The 16,018-nt window shown below is 52.5% G+C and carries 13 protein-coding genes; 4 read left to right on the top strand and 9 right to left on the bottom strand.

The features are described 5' to 3' along the window. Positions 1 to 727 (top strand): GGDEF domain-containing protein (locus ABF463_RS10450; RefSeq protein WP_415533571.1); only part of this gene is annotated, 727 nt, incomplete at its 5' end. A gap of 394 nt (positions 728 to 1,121) precedes the next feature. Next, positions 1,122 to 2,141 (top strand): phenylalanine--tRNA ligase subunit alpha, encoded by a 1,020-nt coding sequence (pheS, locus tag ABF463_RS10455; protein ID WP_415533572.1) that lies wholly within the window; start codon positions 1,122 to 1,124, stop codon positions 2,139 to 2,141. A 211-nt stretch (positions 2,142 to 2,352) separates the two neighbouring features. Here pheS and ABF463_RS10460 read toward each other — a convergent pair whose 3' ends face one another. Further along, on the bottom strand, positions 2,353 to 2,478 hold the full coding sequence (locus ABF463_RS10460; protein ID WP_415533573.1) for a hypothetical protein: 126 nt from the start codon (positions 2,476 to 2,478) through the stop codon (positions 2,353 to 2,355). A 15-nt stretch (positions 2,479 to 2,493) separates the two neighbouring features. Here ABF463_RS10460 and pheT point away from each other — a divergent pair, with 15 nt between their 5' ends. After that, positions 2,494 to 4,536 carry a phenylalanine--tRNA ligase subunit beta gene (pheT, locus tag ABF463_RS10465; RefSeq protein WP_415533575.1) on the top strand — a complete coding sequence of 681 codons (2,043 nt, stop codon included), beginning with the start codon at positions 2,494 to 2,496 and terminating at the stop codon, positions 4,534 to 4,536. A 76-nt stretch (positions 4,537 to 4,612) separates the two neighbouring features. Continuing rightward, positions 4,613 to 4,870, top strand: a complete 258-nt coding sequence (locus ABF463_RS10470; RefSeq protein WP_415533576.1) for an IreB family regulatory phosphoprotein — start codon at positions 4,613 to 4,615, stop codon at positions 4,868 to 4,870. 130 nt (positions 4,871 to 5,000) lie between these two features. Here the strand turns inward: ABF463_RS10470 and ABF463_RS10475 are convergent, their stop codons facing one another. The 8 genes from ABF463_RS10475 to ABF463_RS10510 form a co-directional block, all read right to left on the bottom strand. Further along, entirely contained in the window at positions 5,001 to 6,899 is a 1,899-nt protein-coding gene (locus tag ABF463_RS10475) for a fructose-1,6-bisphosphatase (RefSeq protein WP_415533577.1), read from the bottom strand. 183 nt (positions 6,900 to 7,082) lie between these two features. Beyond that, positions 7,083 to 8,012, bottom strand: a complete 930-nt coding sequence (locus tag ABF463_RS10480; protein WP_415533578.1) for a hypothetical protein — start codon at positions 8,010 to 8,012, stop codon at positions 7,083 to 7,085. Positions 8,013 to 8,314: 302 nt separating this feature from the next. After that, positions 8,315 to 9,334 carry a UDP-glucose 4-epimerase GalE gene (gene galE, locus ABF463_RS10485; RefSeq protein ID WP_415533579.1) on the bottom strand — a complete coding sequence of 340 codons (1,020 nt, stop codon included), beginning with the start codon at positions 9,332 to 9,334 and terminating at the stop codon, positions 8,315 to 8,317. Between the two features lie 192 nt (positions 9,335 to 9,526). After that, complete coding sequence (locus ABF463_RS10490; RefSeq protein ID WP_415533581.1) at positions 9,527 to 11,974, bottom strand: ABC transporter permease; 2,448 nt, start codon at positions 11,972 to 11,974, stop codon at positions 9,527 to 9,529. Next, a complete protein-coding gene (locus ABF463_RS10495) occupies positions 11,964 to 12,656 on the bottom strand; it encodes an ABC transporter ATP-binding protein (protein ID WP_415533582.1) in 693 nt (230 codons plus the stop codon). Before ABF463_RS10495 ends, ABF463_RS10490 begins: the two co-directional genes overlap by 11 nt. A gap of 111 nt (positions 12,657 to 12,767) precedes the next feature. Continuing rightward, positions 12,768 to 14,018, bottom strand: a complete 1,251-nt coding sequence (locus tag ABF463_RS10500) for a sensor histidine kinase (protein WP_415533583.1) — start codon at positions 14,016 to 14,018, stop codon at positions 12,768 to 12,770. Continuing rightward, on the bottom strand, positions 14,009 to 14,707 hold the full coding sequence (locus tag ABF463_RS10505) for a response regulator transcription factor (RefSeq protein ID WP_415533584.1): 699 nt from the start codon (positions 14,705 to 14,707) through the stop codon (positions 14,009 to 14,011). The genes ABF463_RS10500 and ABF463_RS10505 overlap by 10 nt, the downstream gene beginning before the upstream one ends. Before the next feature lie 155 nt (positions 14,708 to 14,862). Then, the coding region (locus ABF463_RS10510) for an FtsW/RodA/SpoVE family cell cycle protein (protein WP_415533585.1) at positions 14,863 to 16,018 on the bottom strand (1,156 nt) is incomplete at its 5' end.

Here is a 16,018-nt window from a genome sequence, read left to right on the forward strand (position 1 = left end):
GCATCAGTTGCAGCACTTGATTGAGACGCGCTATCCCAGCTGGCGGGGCGATGGAAGCGGCGACAATCATTTTGATGTGCGTCTGACGCTCCATGGGAAAAAATATTATTATTACATCTATATTTATCCGTTTCGAAATAACGACCAGACAGTTCTCGGTTCCATTGTGCTGATCCGGAATGTGACAAAAGAGCATGACCAAACAGAGATTCTGCAACATCAGGCCGAACGTGACGGTTTGACCGGTCTCTACAATCGCCAGACCTGTACCAAACTGGCGGAAGAAGAACTTGCAGAGGAAAATGGGCCGTGGTCGTTGCTGTATCTGGATCTGGATCGTTTTAAATCTGTCAACGATACATATGGACATGTGTTTGGTGATCAGGTGCTGCGGGAAACTTGTGCGTGCATTTCACATGATGTCGGGGACACCGGCATTCTCGGCAGGGTAGGCGGTGAGGAATTTATGGTTTTCCTGTCCAATTGCACCAGCGACAGTGCGGTGGAGTTGGCGGAAAAAATACGTGCGCATGTGGAGAACCACGCGTTTGTCAACAACAAAGAGCAGGTGCGGGTTACCATCAGCATCGGTGTGGTTACATCCAGCACGCTTTCTTTCGACACGCTTTACCAATATGCAGACGAGATGCTGTATCAGGCAAAAAGCGACGGGCGCAACTGTGTGCGGGCTTGGCGCGAGGAATCGTTTAAAGGAATGAAGGAATAGCCTCAAAGAGCATAAAAACCGCTGGGTTTACGGTTCTGTTCTTGTAATTTGCGGAAAACTGTGCTATCATTACAAACTGGAAATGCAGTGAAAAAGTTCCGTATGAACAGGGGTTCTGCACAGAGAGAGGCCGCCGCGGCTGGAAGCGGCCTTGCGGATAGGTCATACGGGTTTCGCTTTGGAGCAGCGCTGCGGAACAGGAGAACGTTGGGTTTCCCTCAGTAGGCGGCGACGGTGGGCACCGTTATGGGCTGTAAGAGTGTTTGCTCTTTTGCAAAAAATCAGGGTGGTACCGCGGAGGAAATTGCGCCTTCGTCCCTTTTATGGGACAAGGCGTTTTTATTTTGTCATTTTTCCATTTGTAAAAACACAAAGCATACAAGGAGGAAGATCAATGAAGGAACAATTGGAAAGCATCGCGCGCACAGCCGCGCAGGCGCTTGCCGATGTGCGGGAAAGCGACGAGCTGGAAACGCTGCGTGTGCGGTTCCTGGGCAAAAAGGGAGAGTTGACAGCCATCCTCAAGCAGATGGGGAAACTTTCCCCCGAGGAACGTCCGGCTATCGGTGCGCTTGCCAACGAGGTGCGTACGTCAATAGAGGAGCGGATTACGGCCGCCGCCGCCGCGTTGCGTGAACAGAAGCTGAAAGCGCAGATTGCACAGGAAACGGTGGATGTGACGATGCCCGGCAAGCGCCGGACGATCGGCAAAGAGCACCCGCTGTCGTTGGTGCTGGATGAAATACAGGATATTTTTATCGGCATGGGTTTTTCTATTGCGGAAGGCCCGGAAGTGGAGCTGGATTACTATAATTTTGAGGCGCTTAATATGCCCAAAAACCATCCGGCGCGTGATACGCAGGATTCATTTTATATCACCGACAATGTCGTTTTACGCACACAGACATCTCCTGTGCAGATTCGCGTAATGGAAAAACAGAAGCCGCCGATCCGCATCATCGCACCGGGGCGCGTCTACCGTTCGGATGCCATCGACGCCACGCATTCCCCGCTGTTTCATCAGATCGAAGGCTTGGTGGTTGACAAGGGAATTACCATGACCGACCTGAAAGGCACGTTGGTCACGTTTGCCAAAACGTTGTATGGGCAGGATGCGGTTCTGCGTTTCCGACCGCACCATTTTCCGTTCACTGAACCGTCCTGTGAGATGGATACGATGTGCTTTGCCTGCCACGGCGAGGGATGCCGCCTTTGCAAAGGTGAAGGCTGGATCGAGCTGCTTGGCGCGGGCATGGTGCATCCCAAAGTGCTGCAAAACGGCGGCATCGATCCTGAAGTCTACAGCGGGTTTGCATTCGGCATGGGGCTGGAGCGGCTGGTCATGCGCCGCTATGGCATTGATGATATGCGGTTGTTTTATGAAAACGACCTGCGTTTTCTCAACCAGTTTTAAGGGGGCACAACATGAAACTTTCAATGAAATGGCTTGCTGAGCATGTGGAACTGGACAAAAGCATTACGCCGCGGCAGTTTTCTGAAGATATGACTATGGTCGGGCAGAAAGTGGAAGGCTATGAGATTGTAGGAGAGGATATCCGGCATGTTGTGGTGGCTGTCATCCTGTCTATTGAGAAGCACCCGGATTCTGATCATTTGCTGATCTGTCAGGTAGACGCGGGCGGTCCGGAGCCGGTGCAGATTGTCACCGGTGCGCACAACGTGTTTGTCGGCGCGTCGGTGCCTGCCGCGCTGGACGTGCGCTGCTGCCGGGCGGTAAAAAAATCAAACACGGGAAGCTGCGCGGCGTGGTTTCAAACGGGATGCTCTGCTCGTTGGGGGAATTGGGTCTGGCACAGGCGGATTTCCCTTACGCGGTGGAGGACGGCATCTTCATTTTGCAGGAGGACTGCACACCCGGTGAGGATATTCGCAAAGCCGTGGGGCTGGACGATGTCATCGTGGAATTTGAGATCACACCAAACCGTCCGGACTGTCTGTCGGTCATCGGGCTTGCACGCGAGGCCGCGGCAGCGTATCGTGAGCCGCGTAAAGTGCATATACCGGTCGTGCGCGGCAGTGCGGGAAAGACCAGCGACTTGCTTGCGGCATCCATCGAGGCACCGGAACTTTGCAGCCGTTACTGCGCCCGTGCGGTCAAACGGGTACACATTAAACCGTCTCCGCGCTGGATGCGGGAGCGTCTGCGCGCAGCGGGTGTGCGTCCCATCAACAACATCGTAGACATTACCAACTATGTCATGCTCGAATATGGCCAGCCGCTGCACGCGTTCGATGTGCGTTCTATCGCGGGCGGAACTATCCGGGTGCGCCGCGCACAGGCAGGGGAGCGGATTACGACCTTGGACGGGGTGGAACGATCTCTCGATCCGTCCATCTGCGTGATCGCGGACGCCGAAAAACCGGTGGCAGTCGCGGGCGTTATGGGCGGTGAGCATAGCGGTATCCTGAGCGATACCGATACCATCGTGTTTGAAGCGGCTATGTTCAGCGGCTCCGATGTACGTCTCGCGGCGAAAAAACTGGGGCTGCGCACAGAAGCTTCCGGACGGTTCGAAAAAGGACTGGATGCCGCGACTACGCCGGATGCACTCATGCGTGCCTGCGAACTGGTGGAATTATTGGGTGCGGGCGTCGTTTGTGACGACTATCTGGATGTGAATCACAGTAGTAAAACGGAAACGACCGTAGCACTCGAATCGGACTGGATCAATGGTTTTCTTGGTACGTCGCTCACATCGGTTTTTATGGCCGACGCACTCACGCATTTGGAATTCACCGTCAAGGACGGTGTGGTGCATGTCCCGTCTTTCCGCGGAGATGTGGCGCACAAAGCCGATGTGGCAGAGGAAGTTGCGCGCATGTTCGGGTACAACCAAATCCCCATCACAGTTACTTTGGGTGCGACAACACAGGGCGGTTTAAATGCGAAACAGCGGTTTGAGAAAAAAATCGGCGCGGTTGCCCGTGCGGCGGGCCTGAGTGAAATCACCGCCTATTCGTTCCTCAATCCCCGCGCCTACGACCTCATCCGTCTGCCGCCGAACGATGCTCTGCGCAACAGTGTCAAGATCAGCAATCCGTTAGGGGAGGAGACCAGTATTTTGCGTACGACATTACTGCCGTCCATGCTCGACATCCTGTCGCGCAATTATGCATCGCGGAATCTGGAAGCCGGTCTGTACGAATGCGGGACTGTTTATCGGCCAAAGGCGGGGCAGGAGCTTCCGGATGAAGTACAGAAAATCCAGATTGGGATGTACGGGGAGGATGCAGATTACTTTGCACTCAAAGGTGTTGTGGAGGACATCCTCGCGGACGCTGGTATTGACGACTTCGATGTGGAGCGCGTGACCGACTTGCCGTCGTATCATCCGGGGCGCTGTGCGCGGATTCTGGTGAACGGCGATGTGCTGGCGCTGCTCGGCGAAGTGCATCCGCAGGTTTTGGAAAACTACGAGATTGGTGTGCGCACCTATGTGGCGGAGATTGATTTCACCATGCTGCTCGCTCATGCGCGTGAAAACGCGTCCTACCGCCCGCTGCCGAAATTCCCGGCGACAACACGGGATATCGCGGTGCTGTGCGATGCGTCTATTCCGGTGCTTACATTAGAAAAAGCCATGCGCGACGCGGCAAAAAATACGCTGGAAAGCATCCGGCTCTTTGACGTATATCAGGGGCAGCAGATTGATCCGGGCAAAAAGAGCGTGGCGTTTTCCATTACACTGCGCGTGCCGGATCATACCCTCACGGATAAGGAAGCCGACGCGGTTGTGAAAAAAATGTTAGCGGCTTTGGAAAAAGCCGGTGCGGTTTTGCGGGCGTAAAACTGTTGCTTTTTGGTTTTAGGTCTTGCAAATTGCTTCAGTATAGAGTATCCTAATTCTAACAGGGGGTGTCAATATGCACGAGCCGCCAAATGAACCGACCATGATTTTCTCGATCCATGAAGATAAGGGCAAGGAAATGAAAACGATCCTCACGGCTGTTTATGACGCCCTGAAGGAAAAAGGATATAATCCTGTCAATCAAATCGTTGGTTACTTGCTTTCAGAAGACCCAACCTATATTACCACGCATAACAATGCACGGGCACTGATACGTAAGCTCGACAGAGATGAGTTGCTGCATATGCTGATTCAAGGGTATATTGACTCTTGAACAGAATGATCTGACGGTTTCTGAGAACGACAGACGAACAAGATATGAAAAGGGAATGCACCTATTTGCACAGGTGCATTCCCTTTTGTATGTACGAGGCCGCAGAACCGGCATTTTTAACAGTGGCGGTCTATAAGTGACCATCCAGATCTTCCGCGCGAAAAACGCGCATCAGTTCTTCCAAATCGGCGATGCGCTCGCGAATGATATGCCCATTGTCGGTGTCCATCACCAGCACACGCTTGGGTGCGGTGGCAATCACCTCGGATTGTGATTGCATATCGCCGTTTGCTTCCAAAACATCTTCTTTGCCTTTGAATGGCTGGTGGGACATCAGTCGCAGCCCATGAGAATTGAAAATCAGCGTATATCCCGCAATGCCGGTCGTTTTTTGATAGGCGCGGCAGAAACCGCCGTCAATGGTGATAAGCACGCCGTCCCCTTTGACCGGCCGCTCGCCCCGTATGACCTTCACAGGCAAGTGACCGTTGATGATATGGCAGAACTCACCATACAGGCCAAATTCCCGCAGAACCATACGGCAGGAGGTCTCCTGCTGGCAGTAGACATAATAGTCGTTTTGCGGCTCCACCCATGCAGCGGGATCTTCCACCCACATGCGTTCAAAGGTCTTGACGGTTCTGCCGCAGAGCGGGGATTTGCTGCCGCACCAGAGATACCACATGAAATCCAGACAATCCAGACTTTTTTTCCCGAAATAGGCGCGGCGCGCGATCCGTTCGGCGGCATCCATATAGGCCTTGCCTTTGTAGGTTTGCCCGCCTATGGATACCGATTCAAATTGTCCGTGTTCGTTCATCGGGATGCATCCGTGGAACAACAGGTTCTGATTGAAACAGAGATAGACACTGCCGGTCTCATACAGGAAACGGATGTGCCGGTCCAAGCGTTCACTTTCACAGAATGCATTCTTTAAACCGGTGAGGACGGTTTGTTCATCTGCTGTGAGCACATACGGATTTGACGGATCCACAGTGGGAAAATCAACGGTACGCATCGACCAGTCTCTGCCGTAGGAACGTACGGTTTTGTCTGAATAATTGATTTTATCCAACAGCAGACGGTCTTCCATGTGGTATTCGGGATGCCGCTGGATGATCTGCCCCTCGATTTTGAATAGGATGACGGATATAGCCTCCAAGGCGGCCTTGTTTGGGTCGGTATACGTGCTGTAGGTTCGCTGGGCAAACAGCGTGAGCGGCCGCAGGCTGATGGCATAGCCCTTTTCCAATACGTCCATGTTGTGGTGAGACACACTGTTGCGCACCACCGTGGCCACGCAGGCCTCACTGCCAGCCGCCGCGCCCATCCACAGGATGTCATGGTTGCCCCACTCAATATCAAACGAGTGGTGCCCCATTAAAAATTCAATGATGGTGTCCGGGCGCGGGCCGCGGTCGAAGATATCACCCACGATGTGCAGATGATCGACTGCCAGCCGCTTGATGAGCATAGCGAGTGCTTCAATGAAGTCATCGCCGCTGCCCAGCCCGATGAGGGTGTCGATAATTTTGTCATGGTAAACCAGCTGGTTGTTGTCTTCATCCGGCTGGGCATGGAGCAATTCATCCAAAATGTAAGCATATGCTTTGGGCATGGCTTTGCGGACTTTGGAACGTGTGTATTTAGAAGACAGCATCTTGGCAAGCTGTATCATGCATTGCAGGGTGAAGCGATACCATGCGGGCGAGTTTCTGCCGGTTTCCCGTGTAAGCTTCAGTTTTTCAGTGGGATAGTAGATGAGCGTACACAGTTCGGAACGCTCGGATTCTGACATGGTGTGTTCAAATAACAAGTCTACTTTTTCACGCACAACACCCGAACAATTATTCAGAATGTGGTAAAATGCCTCATATTCTCCGTGCAGGTCGCTCATGAAATGTTCGGTGCCTTTTGGCAGATTCAAAATGGCCTGTAAATTGATGACTTCGGTGCAGACATCCTGCACAGTGGGATATTGTGCGGCAAGTAATTTGAAATATTTGGTCTTGGTGTCCAATTGATCCATTGGAGATACCCCTTTACAATATGCTGCGTTTCACTTCGGAGCGGCATAGAATGAGGGTCGCTTCTGATTTTCAGCAACGACGGCGATATCTGTTCTGATTTTAGATAATTTGCCATGATACGGCAGCTGCTTTTGCAGACATTTATATCAGGCTCCAAAAGTCCCGGGTTTGACCAAAAGGGTTTAGGCGCCTTCTTCATTGGCAAACAGGGTAAAGATGACGTCCTTGAGGTCCACCGAGCCAACAATATTGCCATAATCCGCACCCTCGTAGAGCGAGACAGACAAAACGCTGCCACTGTTTTCCCAGCGCAGCCCGTTTACATCCGCGCTGTACCAGCAGTCCGTTGACAAGCCATAACGTTTATCACGGACAGCGGCAAAAATGCGCGGGCGGAAGAAGCCTGTTTCCCCTGTATGATAGGGCAGCTTTTGTTCCAACAGGATATCGACATATTGATTTCGCAGCAGCCAGTTCCACTTTGCAATCAGCACGCTGTATCGATAATCGTTTGAAACTTTGTTCAATGGGATTAAGTCACAGCCGGCCTCGATGGTATATAGGCGGCGGCGGAACAGCAATTCGCTCAAGGGGTCCTCGATCTTGAAATTGCTGTCAATGCAGCGGTGGAATGCATTGAGCAGGATGGATGATTGCAGCAGCAGGCTAAATGCTTTTGCGTAGACTTTTGAGTATCCGACTCCGATGGGGCAATACGCGAACGGTGCGATTACATACAAGTTTTCGTCCGACGTGAGGCCGTCCTGCTCACGGATGGCAGAGGAAAACAGATGATAGACGCTGCTGTGCAGCCGTTTCTCCACAAAATCCGAAACCAATTTTTTGCAGATGGTCTCGTTCAATTTAGATGTATTCCCGCCGTCAATGCCAAAGTACCCTTTTTTGGCGAGAGAATTGTCAAAGACGCGCGTGATGATCTTGCGTATCTCGAACGTCGACAGAGCAGACAGGTTTTTGACTTCCGCAGTATCCCAGACCTTGTTGGACTTGGAATCCAACAGAATCTGACTCATAATGTTTGCACCGATCCCTTTGGTGAAGATGGTGGCTCCCTCGGGGGTGTTTAAATCGTTGAAAGCGTATTCATTCATAGTGTGAAACCTCTTTTTTATCAGATGATTGCCGTGGCGCGTTGGCAAGGGTTGCATGTAAAAAGCATATGGTCTCTGCGTATCATTGTAGACCGTATGAACCCATCTCGTCAACCGTAGGCGGTTATGCCATCACTGTTTTAAAGTGGGTTTTGTCTGGAAAGCCTATAAAACCAGTGACATATAAACAGACGCACCTGCCAATTGGCGGGTGCGTCTTGTTAACAGCAGATTTTGGTGTTGAGGACAAGGTGCTGTGTTCAATCAAACATCCGTTGCAACAGTGACACGATGGCGACTGCTCAGTGGATTTCGTCCGGGTATCCGTCCGGATTGTTCGACTGCCATTTCCACAGATCCCGGCACATTTCATCAATGCCTTTTTCTGTTTTCCAACCCAGTTCGCGCAACGCTTTGGATGGGTCGGCATAGTTTTCCGCCACATCGCCCGCCCGGCGCGGTGCGAATGCATACGGTATTTCTTTGCCGCACGCTTTTTCAAATGCGGAGACAATTTGCAGTACGCTGTAGCCTACGCCGGTGCCGAGGTTATAGATATGCACGCCTGCTTCTCTGGCTTTTTTCAGTGCACAGACGTGTCCTTTTGCTAAATCCACCACATGGATGTAATCCCGTACGCCAGTGCCATCCGGTGTCGGGTAATCGTTCCCGAAGACCTTCAGTTCTTTCAGTTTGCCGGTGGCCACCTGCCCGATGTATGGGGTGAGATTGTTGGGAATGCCTTTTGGATATTCGCCAATCAGCCCGCTCTCATGCGCACCGATGGGATTGAAATACCGCAGCAGAATGACGCTCCACCGGTCGTCCGCAGTAAAGATGTCCCGCAGAATTTCCTCTGTCATCAACTTGGTACGGCCATAGGGATTGGTTACGGAGAGCGGGAAATCTTCCGTAATAGGTACCGTTTTGGGCACACCGTAGACTGTGGCGGAAGAGCTGAAAATGATGCTGCGCACGCCCGCTTCGTGCATGGCACGGCAGAGTGTGACCACCCCGCCGATGTTGTTTTCGTAATATAAAATGGGCTTTTGGACTGATTCGCCCACGGCTTTGAGCCCGGCAAAATGGATAACGACGTCAATTGGATGCGATGCAAAAATAGAAGTGAGCAATGCGCCGTCGCGCACATCTCCCTCATAGAACGTCAGCGTACGACCAGAAATCTTTTCCACACGATGTAGCGCTTCTTTTTTGCTGTTATACAGGTTATCCAGAACAATCACATTATGGCCGCTTGCCAGCAATTCTACACATGTGTGACTGCCGATATATCCCGCGCCGCCGGTTACCAAAATATTCATATCTACCATCCTTCTTTTGTGCATCGCGTGAATGCGCCCAACGATGTCAGTTGTCCAGTGCCACACCATGGTATACTAAAATATGACTATTTTCAAGCGTTACATTATGAATTTTATCAATTTATTCCATATGTACCGCAGGAGGATCGTATTTTATACAAAAAAGAAGTGGGCGGAAAAGGAGGCGCGGTGTCATTCTACAGTGACGGCACGTGTAATCTCGAGTTTTTTGATATGCCGCAGGGGAGAAATGAGCGACAGGAAAATTGCCAGAATGGAAATTGCGCACGCAATGCCTACCATAGACCAGGGCAGCTGCCATGGCATTCCATAGACGCGCTGCACCATCAATTGTGAGAACTGATGATTTAAAGGAATGCCAGCCGTCAGCCCAATGAGCAGTGCCAACACGCCATACAGCACCGATTCGCTGACGAGCATGGCTGTTACCTGCCCCATAGTCATGCCGCCTGCACGCAGCAACCCGATTTCTCGCGTGCGCACCAGCACATTGGTGCCGATAGTGTTGATGATATTCAGTACGCCGATCAGCCCGATGACCCCGATAAAACCGTAGAGAAAGACATTTCCAACCATTTGGGTATTGCGGGATTCCTGCTGCGCGGGCTGCTGATTGCCGGACAGCACGCCGGGAATGCCTGCGGTTTGCTCTTTGATGTGTGAAACGACGGTGTTTCCGTTTACACCCTGGTGCAAGGTCATGGTGACTAAGTTCGGGGAGATGGAAGAAAACGTGTTGAACACCTGGTTGGTCGTGTACATGCCGAGCAGCGGATTGCCGCCGGACGTGTTGAACATGTACAGCACAGCGTTTGCCTGCACGATGCCGCAGATGGTCATTGTTCTTCCATTGATGTGGATGGTATCGCCGGGCTGTAGGTCGCTGACATTGAGGAGAGCAGGCGTATTGTTGAGCATCAGCAGCACACCGTTTTCCCGGTTGAGCTGCGCCGGGTCGATGCTACCGGCGATGAGATCGCTCTGCAATGCCCGAATGTCCGTGTTCGACAACCCCGCGAGGATTGACTTTTCAGTGGTCTGCACCATGCCGTTGGCACCGTTGGCTGCTTTGGCCCAATGTGCATCCCGTATGCTTCGTTTATAGTTCTCACCAAGCAGGGAATAGGAGAATGTTGCATCCACCAGATCGATACGTTTTGCTGAAACGGATTGCACGCCGTTGATGCGCGAGAAGGACTGCACGGTTGCGTCTGAAAACCCTTGCCCTTTTGTTGTGGACGCGGCATATGCGTCGCCCAGATCAAAATTGTGGCGGGTGCCTTGCAGGAGCATATCGGTCACAGGGGAAAAGGCAAGCAGAAGAAGAATGCCGAATGCAAGGGAAATCGCCGTCAGTAAAAAGGAACGCTTGCGCACCAACACCTGCCGCAGAGCGATTGCAGTTTCCACCGGAAGGACATGCGTCGCCACGCCCATGGCCTTGCGTTTTTTGATGTTGGTCCCGGTTATGGCGGCGATGGCTTCCACCGGAGAAACTTTACCCGCACGGCTTGCGGGACGCAGAGCGGAAACCAGTGTGCCCAACACGCCGATTACTGCGCCGACGCCTAACGAAGGCCACGAAATGAATAGTACCGGCGCGTCTCCGCCGAATTCGACCGGGAACATGTGACGCAGAAACAGATTGAGTGCGATGGTGACTGCCGCGCCCAGTACGACGCCCGGCAGAACACCGAGCAAAGAGATCTGTCCCGCTTCCGCGCGCACCATCCGGCGAATCTGTGCGGGGGTGGCGCCCATGGCGCGCAACAACCCAAACTGTCGGATGCGCTGCGTGACCGACATGTTGAACGCGTTGTAGATCATGACAATGGCGGCGAACAGCACCAGCGCGGCCAGCACCGCGCCTACGGCGTAGATTCCAAGCACCTCTTTATCGTGGGAACGTCCAAGCGCCGCCAGTAAGGTGGTGTGCGGTGTGACCTGTCCGGCGGACAGATGCTGCTCCTTTTGGATGCTTTTCACGAACTGATTGATATCCACACCGCCGGCTACCTGCATGAGTACATTCACGGAATGGGAGCCGTTTAGGGTCTGCGCCGCGCCCAGTGAAATCCACGCGGCGAACAGGTTGTTCGTTTTATTGTCGTCGTTGTCTTCTAAAATGCCGGTCAAACGATAAGACTGCGAGGTTTGCCCTGTTGAGAGCATCAGTGAATCGCCAATTCTGGCGCCGGGCTTGATTTTTTGGAGCGCCCAGTTTTCCAGCGCAATTTCATCCGCCTTGAGCGGCAGTCTGCCGGAAAGTACGCTCTGGTTGCGCTGTGTCAGACCGCCCGCGTCCGCGCCGTATAGGGATTGGAGTGCGGTGCTTTGAAGCTGTGTGTCCTGCGTGACCTTCAAAAGTCTGCCGGATGCGGACACATCCACTCTTTTTTGCAGAGCAGCGGCCTGCGCGGGCGTGCATCCGGTTGCCATCACATGCCAGACGCCGCTTCCCCTGACTTCCATCCGCACCTCGAATGCCTGCAACAGATTGAGCAAAGAGAACAAGGTGCTGATGAGCGCGATGGCCAGCACGACACCCAGTGTAAGCAGTACCGTGCGTTTTTTCTGCGCGGTCAGGTAGCGCCGTGCAATGCCGTTCTCATTGAGCATGGCTGCCACCCGCTTCCAACTCGGTGACCGTGCCGTCTTCAATACGCAATATCCGGTCGGCGTGTGCCGCAATTTCCGGATTGTGCGTGATGACGATGAGTGTCTGATTGTATGTTTGCACACTCATATGCAAAAGCGCCAGTACTTCTTTGCTGTTTTGCGTGTCCAGATTGCCGGTAGGCTCATCTGCAAGGATGATGGCCGGCTTTGCCGCCAATGCCCGCCCGATCGCCACGCGCTGCTGCTGCCCGCCGGAAAGCTGTGAGGGCAGGTGGGTGCGGCGTTGTTCCAGACCCAGTGCATGGATGACTTCCTGAACATAAGTTTTGTCCGGTGCGGCGTGGTCAAGCAGAAGCGGCAGCGTAATGTTTTCTTCTACCGAGAGCACCGGCACCAGATTGAATGCCTGAAAGACGAATCCGATTTTCCGGCGGCGGAAAACAGAAAGCTCCTTTTCTTTCATAGAGAAAATATCCGTACCGTCAATGAAAACCTTGCCGCCTGTCGGATAGTCCAGCCCGCCGAGCATGTGCAGCATGGTGGATTTTCCGGAGCCGGACGGTCCGATGATGGCGACAAATTCGCCTTTTTGCACCGCAATATCCGTCGGCTTGAGCGCCTGAACCTGGGTTTCACCTTTTCCATAGGTCTTGCAGAGACCTTGAGTCGCCAATATCTGCATAGATATGCCTCCTTTTGGATGATGTATACAGTATGGCGGCGCAATCTTACGATCCGGTGAAAAAACAGGGAGGAAATCTTACGGTTTTGTAAGATACCACACACGGGCGTTTTACATGGATTTGAATAGGAATGTAAAAGTAAACACCGCCCCTTCCCCAAAGATGCCGCCCGCATTGAGCGTGCCGCCCATTTGCTCGGTGATGGCCTGCGCGAGGGAAAGGCCGATGCCGCTGCCGGCACCGGTGTGTCCGTGTCCGCGATAGAACCGCCTGAAAACAAACGGCAGGTCGTCGGGATGGATGCCGGGGCCAGTGTCCCGCACGGTAAGCGTTACCATGACGGGCGTTGCCGAGGCCTCCAATCGTACCCGTCCACCTGCCGGTGTACACTCAATGCAGTTTTTGACCACATTGCCCACTGCTTCCCGCAGCCATGCTGCGTCACACAGCAGCATAGGACACCCATTGTTGGCAACGGTGAGTTCAACGCCTTTGTCCGCCGCCATATGTGCAAAATCCGCCGCTGCCTGTCGGGTCAATGCACACAAATCGTGTGGGTGCAGATGGAATAACAGTTGCCCAGCCTCAATGCGCGCCATTTTCAGCAGGCCAAGCACCAGCCATTCCATGCGCTCGATTTGCTCACCACTGCGCACAACAAATGCCTGCGCGTTTGCTTCCATCGGTTCCTGCAATAAAATTTCTTGATACATCTTGAGCGCCGCGAGTGGTGTTTTTAACTGGTGAGAAATATCTGAAATCAAATCTTTTAGAAACGCGCGGTCTTTGGCCATCTTATCAAAAGTTGCCTGTATTCCCGCCGCCACCTCGTTCAAAGAGGTCTGCATCCGCCCCAACGCACCTTCGGCGCTCTGGTCAAGCCGCACGCGGAGATTTCCCCGGCCAATTTCTACTGCCTGCGCGGACACACGGGCGATGGCCGCATATATTCCGGTCATACTCGACAGTGCAGAGACACCGTAAAGCAGCAATGCCAGGATAGCGCAGCCCGCGTAGAAAAGCGTGGATTTCCACAAGGTGGTGTGGAAAAAAGGAGCGAGCAGGTCGGCGGATGGGGCATCATATCCTCTTACTGCAAATGTCCGCGCGCCAAGCGATTGGTCGCTGGCAGAAATGTGTTTGTCGGTGAACGCGTCTGCTACGGCATCGGCGCTTGCCGCGTGGCTGTTCATCAGCCGCCCTGCGACAGCGCATTCACGTGCAACCAGTTTTGTTTCCATTTGCCGCGCCGACAGCCATGTGCCCAGTGCGAATGCCACAATCAGCCCGAGCGCCAGCAACAGGCCGACCGCTGTCAGCCGACGGCAGGGCCGTTCTTGAAAAGCATGGTTCAATGGCATGTCCGGCACCCCTCTGCGCTTTTCCATCGATACCCTACGCCGCGCACTGTCTGGATATATGCGGGGTGGGAGGGAGTATCCTCCACTTTGGCTCGCAGGCGGCGAATATAGACGGACAAGGTGTTTTCGTCCACAAAATCACCGCTGCTGTCCCATAGCGCTGTCAGCAGCTGATCGCGGGTCAAGGTCTGCCCTTCGTGACGCATCAGCATATGGAGCAGCCGGTATTCAGCCGGTGTGAGTGCAATCTCCTGATTATTCCGGAATAGACGGGATTCGTCCGCTTTAAGCGTAAACGGGTCGGAAACCAGTGTTTGCACCGGTTTGTCCGCACTGCGGCGTAGCAGCGCCTTGATGCGTGACAGCAGTTCGCGCAGACGGAACGGTTTGGTAATGTAATCGTCACCGCCCATATCCAGTCCCATCACCACCTGTGTTTCTTCGTCACGGGCAGTGAGGAAAAGAATGGGTATTTGCGACTGCTCCCGTATCCGTCTGCACAAGTCAAATCCGGTGCCGTCCGGCAAGCCCACGTCCAACACGGCCAAATCGGGCGGTTCCCGTAAAAAGCAGGCCCAACCGTCGCGGACAGTACCCGCCGTGTATACCTGATAACCATCTTTTTCCACGCTGTATTGCAGCCCGGCCAGGAGTGCCGGGTCATCTTCCACCAACAGAATCTTTTGCATCGCCTCTACCGCCTTTACATCTCCAGACAGATTGTACCGTTATGTCTTGGATACTACCACTATAAACGATACAAGTAGCCGGCGCAAGCGCCATCCTCCGCAAACCAAGGATGGCGGCGCATTGGTAGAGGCGGACGGTTCTCTTCCGATTGTTTTTATGCGAATTTTTGTTTGGGTTTATCAGAAAAAATAGATGTGCTGCGGTGCATATAAACCGATAGCGCTATGCCTACGGCGGCAAAGCAGGATATGATGGAAGAACCGCCATAACTGAAAAACGGCAGGGAGATACCGGTAATCGGGAAGAACATGAGCGCTGCGGCAACATTGACGCCCACCTGCACGGCAAAGGATGCAAACACGCCGATACAGATAATACATCCCATTGCATCTTTGGATTTTCGAGCGATTTGTATCAGACGAATCAGGAAGAATAAGAAAATCACCAGGATTGCTACACATCCGATAAAGCCCAGTTCTTCGCCTGCTACCGCAAAAATCATGTCATTTTGTTTTTCGGGTAATTGAGATGCGATTCCCTGCGTAATCTGACCATGAAAAAGACCTTCCCCCAATAAACCACCCGACCCGATGGCAAGACGCCCCTGGGTTTGCTGGTAAGCGTCTGTTGAATATTTTACAGGATCAAAAAGCGATAAGATACGGTTTTTTTGCGTGGCACCCAAAATCTTTGACCATATAATAGGACCACTTATTAAGATGGCAAGACCTGCGATGGAGAAATATCGCAATTTTACGTTTGCAGCAAACATCATGCACGCAAACATAAGCGTATAAACAAGCAGCATCCCCATATCGCGTTGCAAGAGCAATAGGACAATCGGCACCATGGCATGTAGGGTGAGCATTACGACGTTCCGTGGTTTGTTGATTTGTTCTTTAATCAAATCATAATGCTTGGCAAATGTAATTGCAAAAATAATCTTGATGAACTCCGAAGGCTGAATGGTGTTAGACCCAATTCTAATCCACGCTCTATCCTGAGAACCTGCCCGTGAGGAGCCGATGACGATCGTGAGAATCAGAAAAAAGATGCTGATAATCGCCAACACTTTCCATGCCCCCGCAATATCATGGTAATCAATTTGGGAGATAATCACCATCGCGACGTAGCCAATGATCATTCCGATTGTTTGAACGGTCAGCATGCGTACAGAACCTTGCGTTGCACTATCGATCAAAACAAAACCAAAGACGGTAGCAAGCGTTGTTAATAAGATTAAAATGTGATCGGTAGCCTGAATATAAACTAATATTTTTTTAAATATAAACATAGTGCAACCTTTCTGT

It is taken from the genome of Ethanoligenens sp. (assembly GCF_047718355.1).
GTDB lineage: Bacteria > Bacillota > Clostridia > Oscillospirales > Ethanoligenentaceae > Ethanoligenens.

Excerpts from the sequence above, each read along its gene's own strand:
- ABF463_RS10495 (WP_415533582.1), bottom strand. The coding sequence starts at position 12,656 with ATGCAGATATTGGCGACTCAAGGTCTCTGCAAGACCTATGGAAAAGGT.
- ABF463_RS10470 (WP_415533576.1), top strand. The coding sequence starts at position 4,613 with ATGCACGAGCCGCCAAATGAACCGACCATGATTTTCTCGATCCATGAA.
- ABF463_RS10500 (WP_415533583.1), bottom strand. The coding sequence starts at position 14,018 with ATGCCATTGAACCATGCTTTTCAAGAACGGCCCTGCCGTCGGCTGACA.
- ABF463_RS10505 (WP_415533584.1), bottom strand. The coding sequence starts at position 14,707 with ATGCAAAAGATTCTGTTGGTGGAAGATGACCCGGCACTCCTGGCCGGG.
- galE (WP_415533579.1), bottom strand. The coding sequence starts at position 9,334 with ATGAATATTTTGGTAACCGGCGGCGCGGGATATATCGGCAGTCACACA.
- ABF463_RS10480 (WP_415533578.1), bottom strand. The coding sequence starts at position 8,012 with ATGAATGAATACGCTTTCAACGATTTAAACACCCCCGAGGGAGCCACC.
- pheS (WP_415533572.1), top strand. The coding sequence starts at position 1,122 with ATGAAGGAACAATTGGAAAGCATCGCGCGCACAGCCGCGCAGGCGCTT.
- ABF463_RS10475 (WP_415533577.1), bottom strand. The coding sequence starts at position 6,899 with ATGGATCAATTGGACACCAAGACCAAATATTTCAAATTACTTGCCGCA.
- ABF463_RS10490 (WP_415533581.1), bottom strand. The coding sequence starts at position 11,974 with ATGCTCAATGAGAACGGCATTGCACGGCGCTACCTGACCGCGCAGAAA.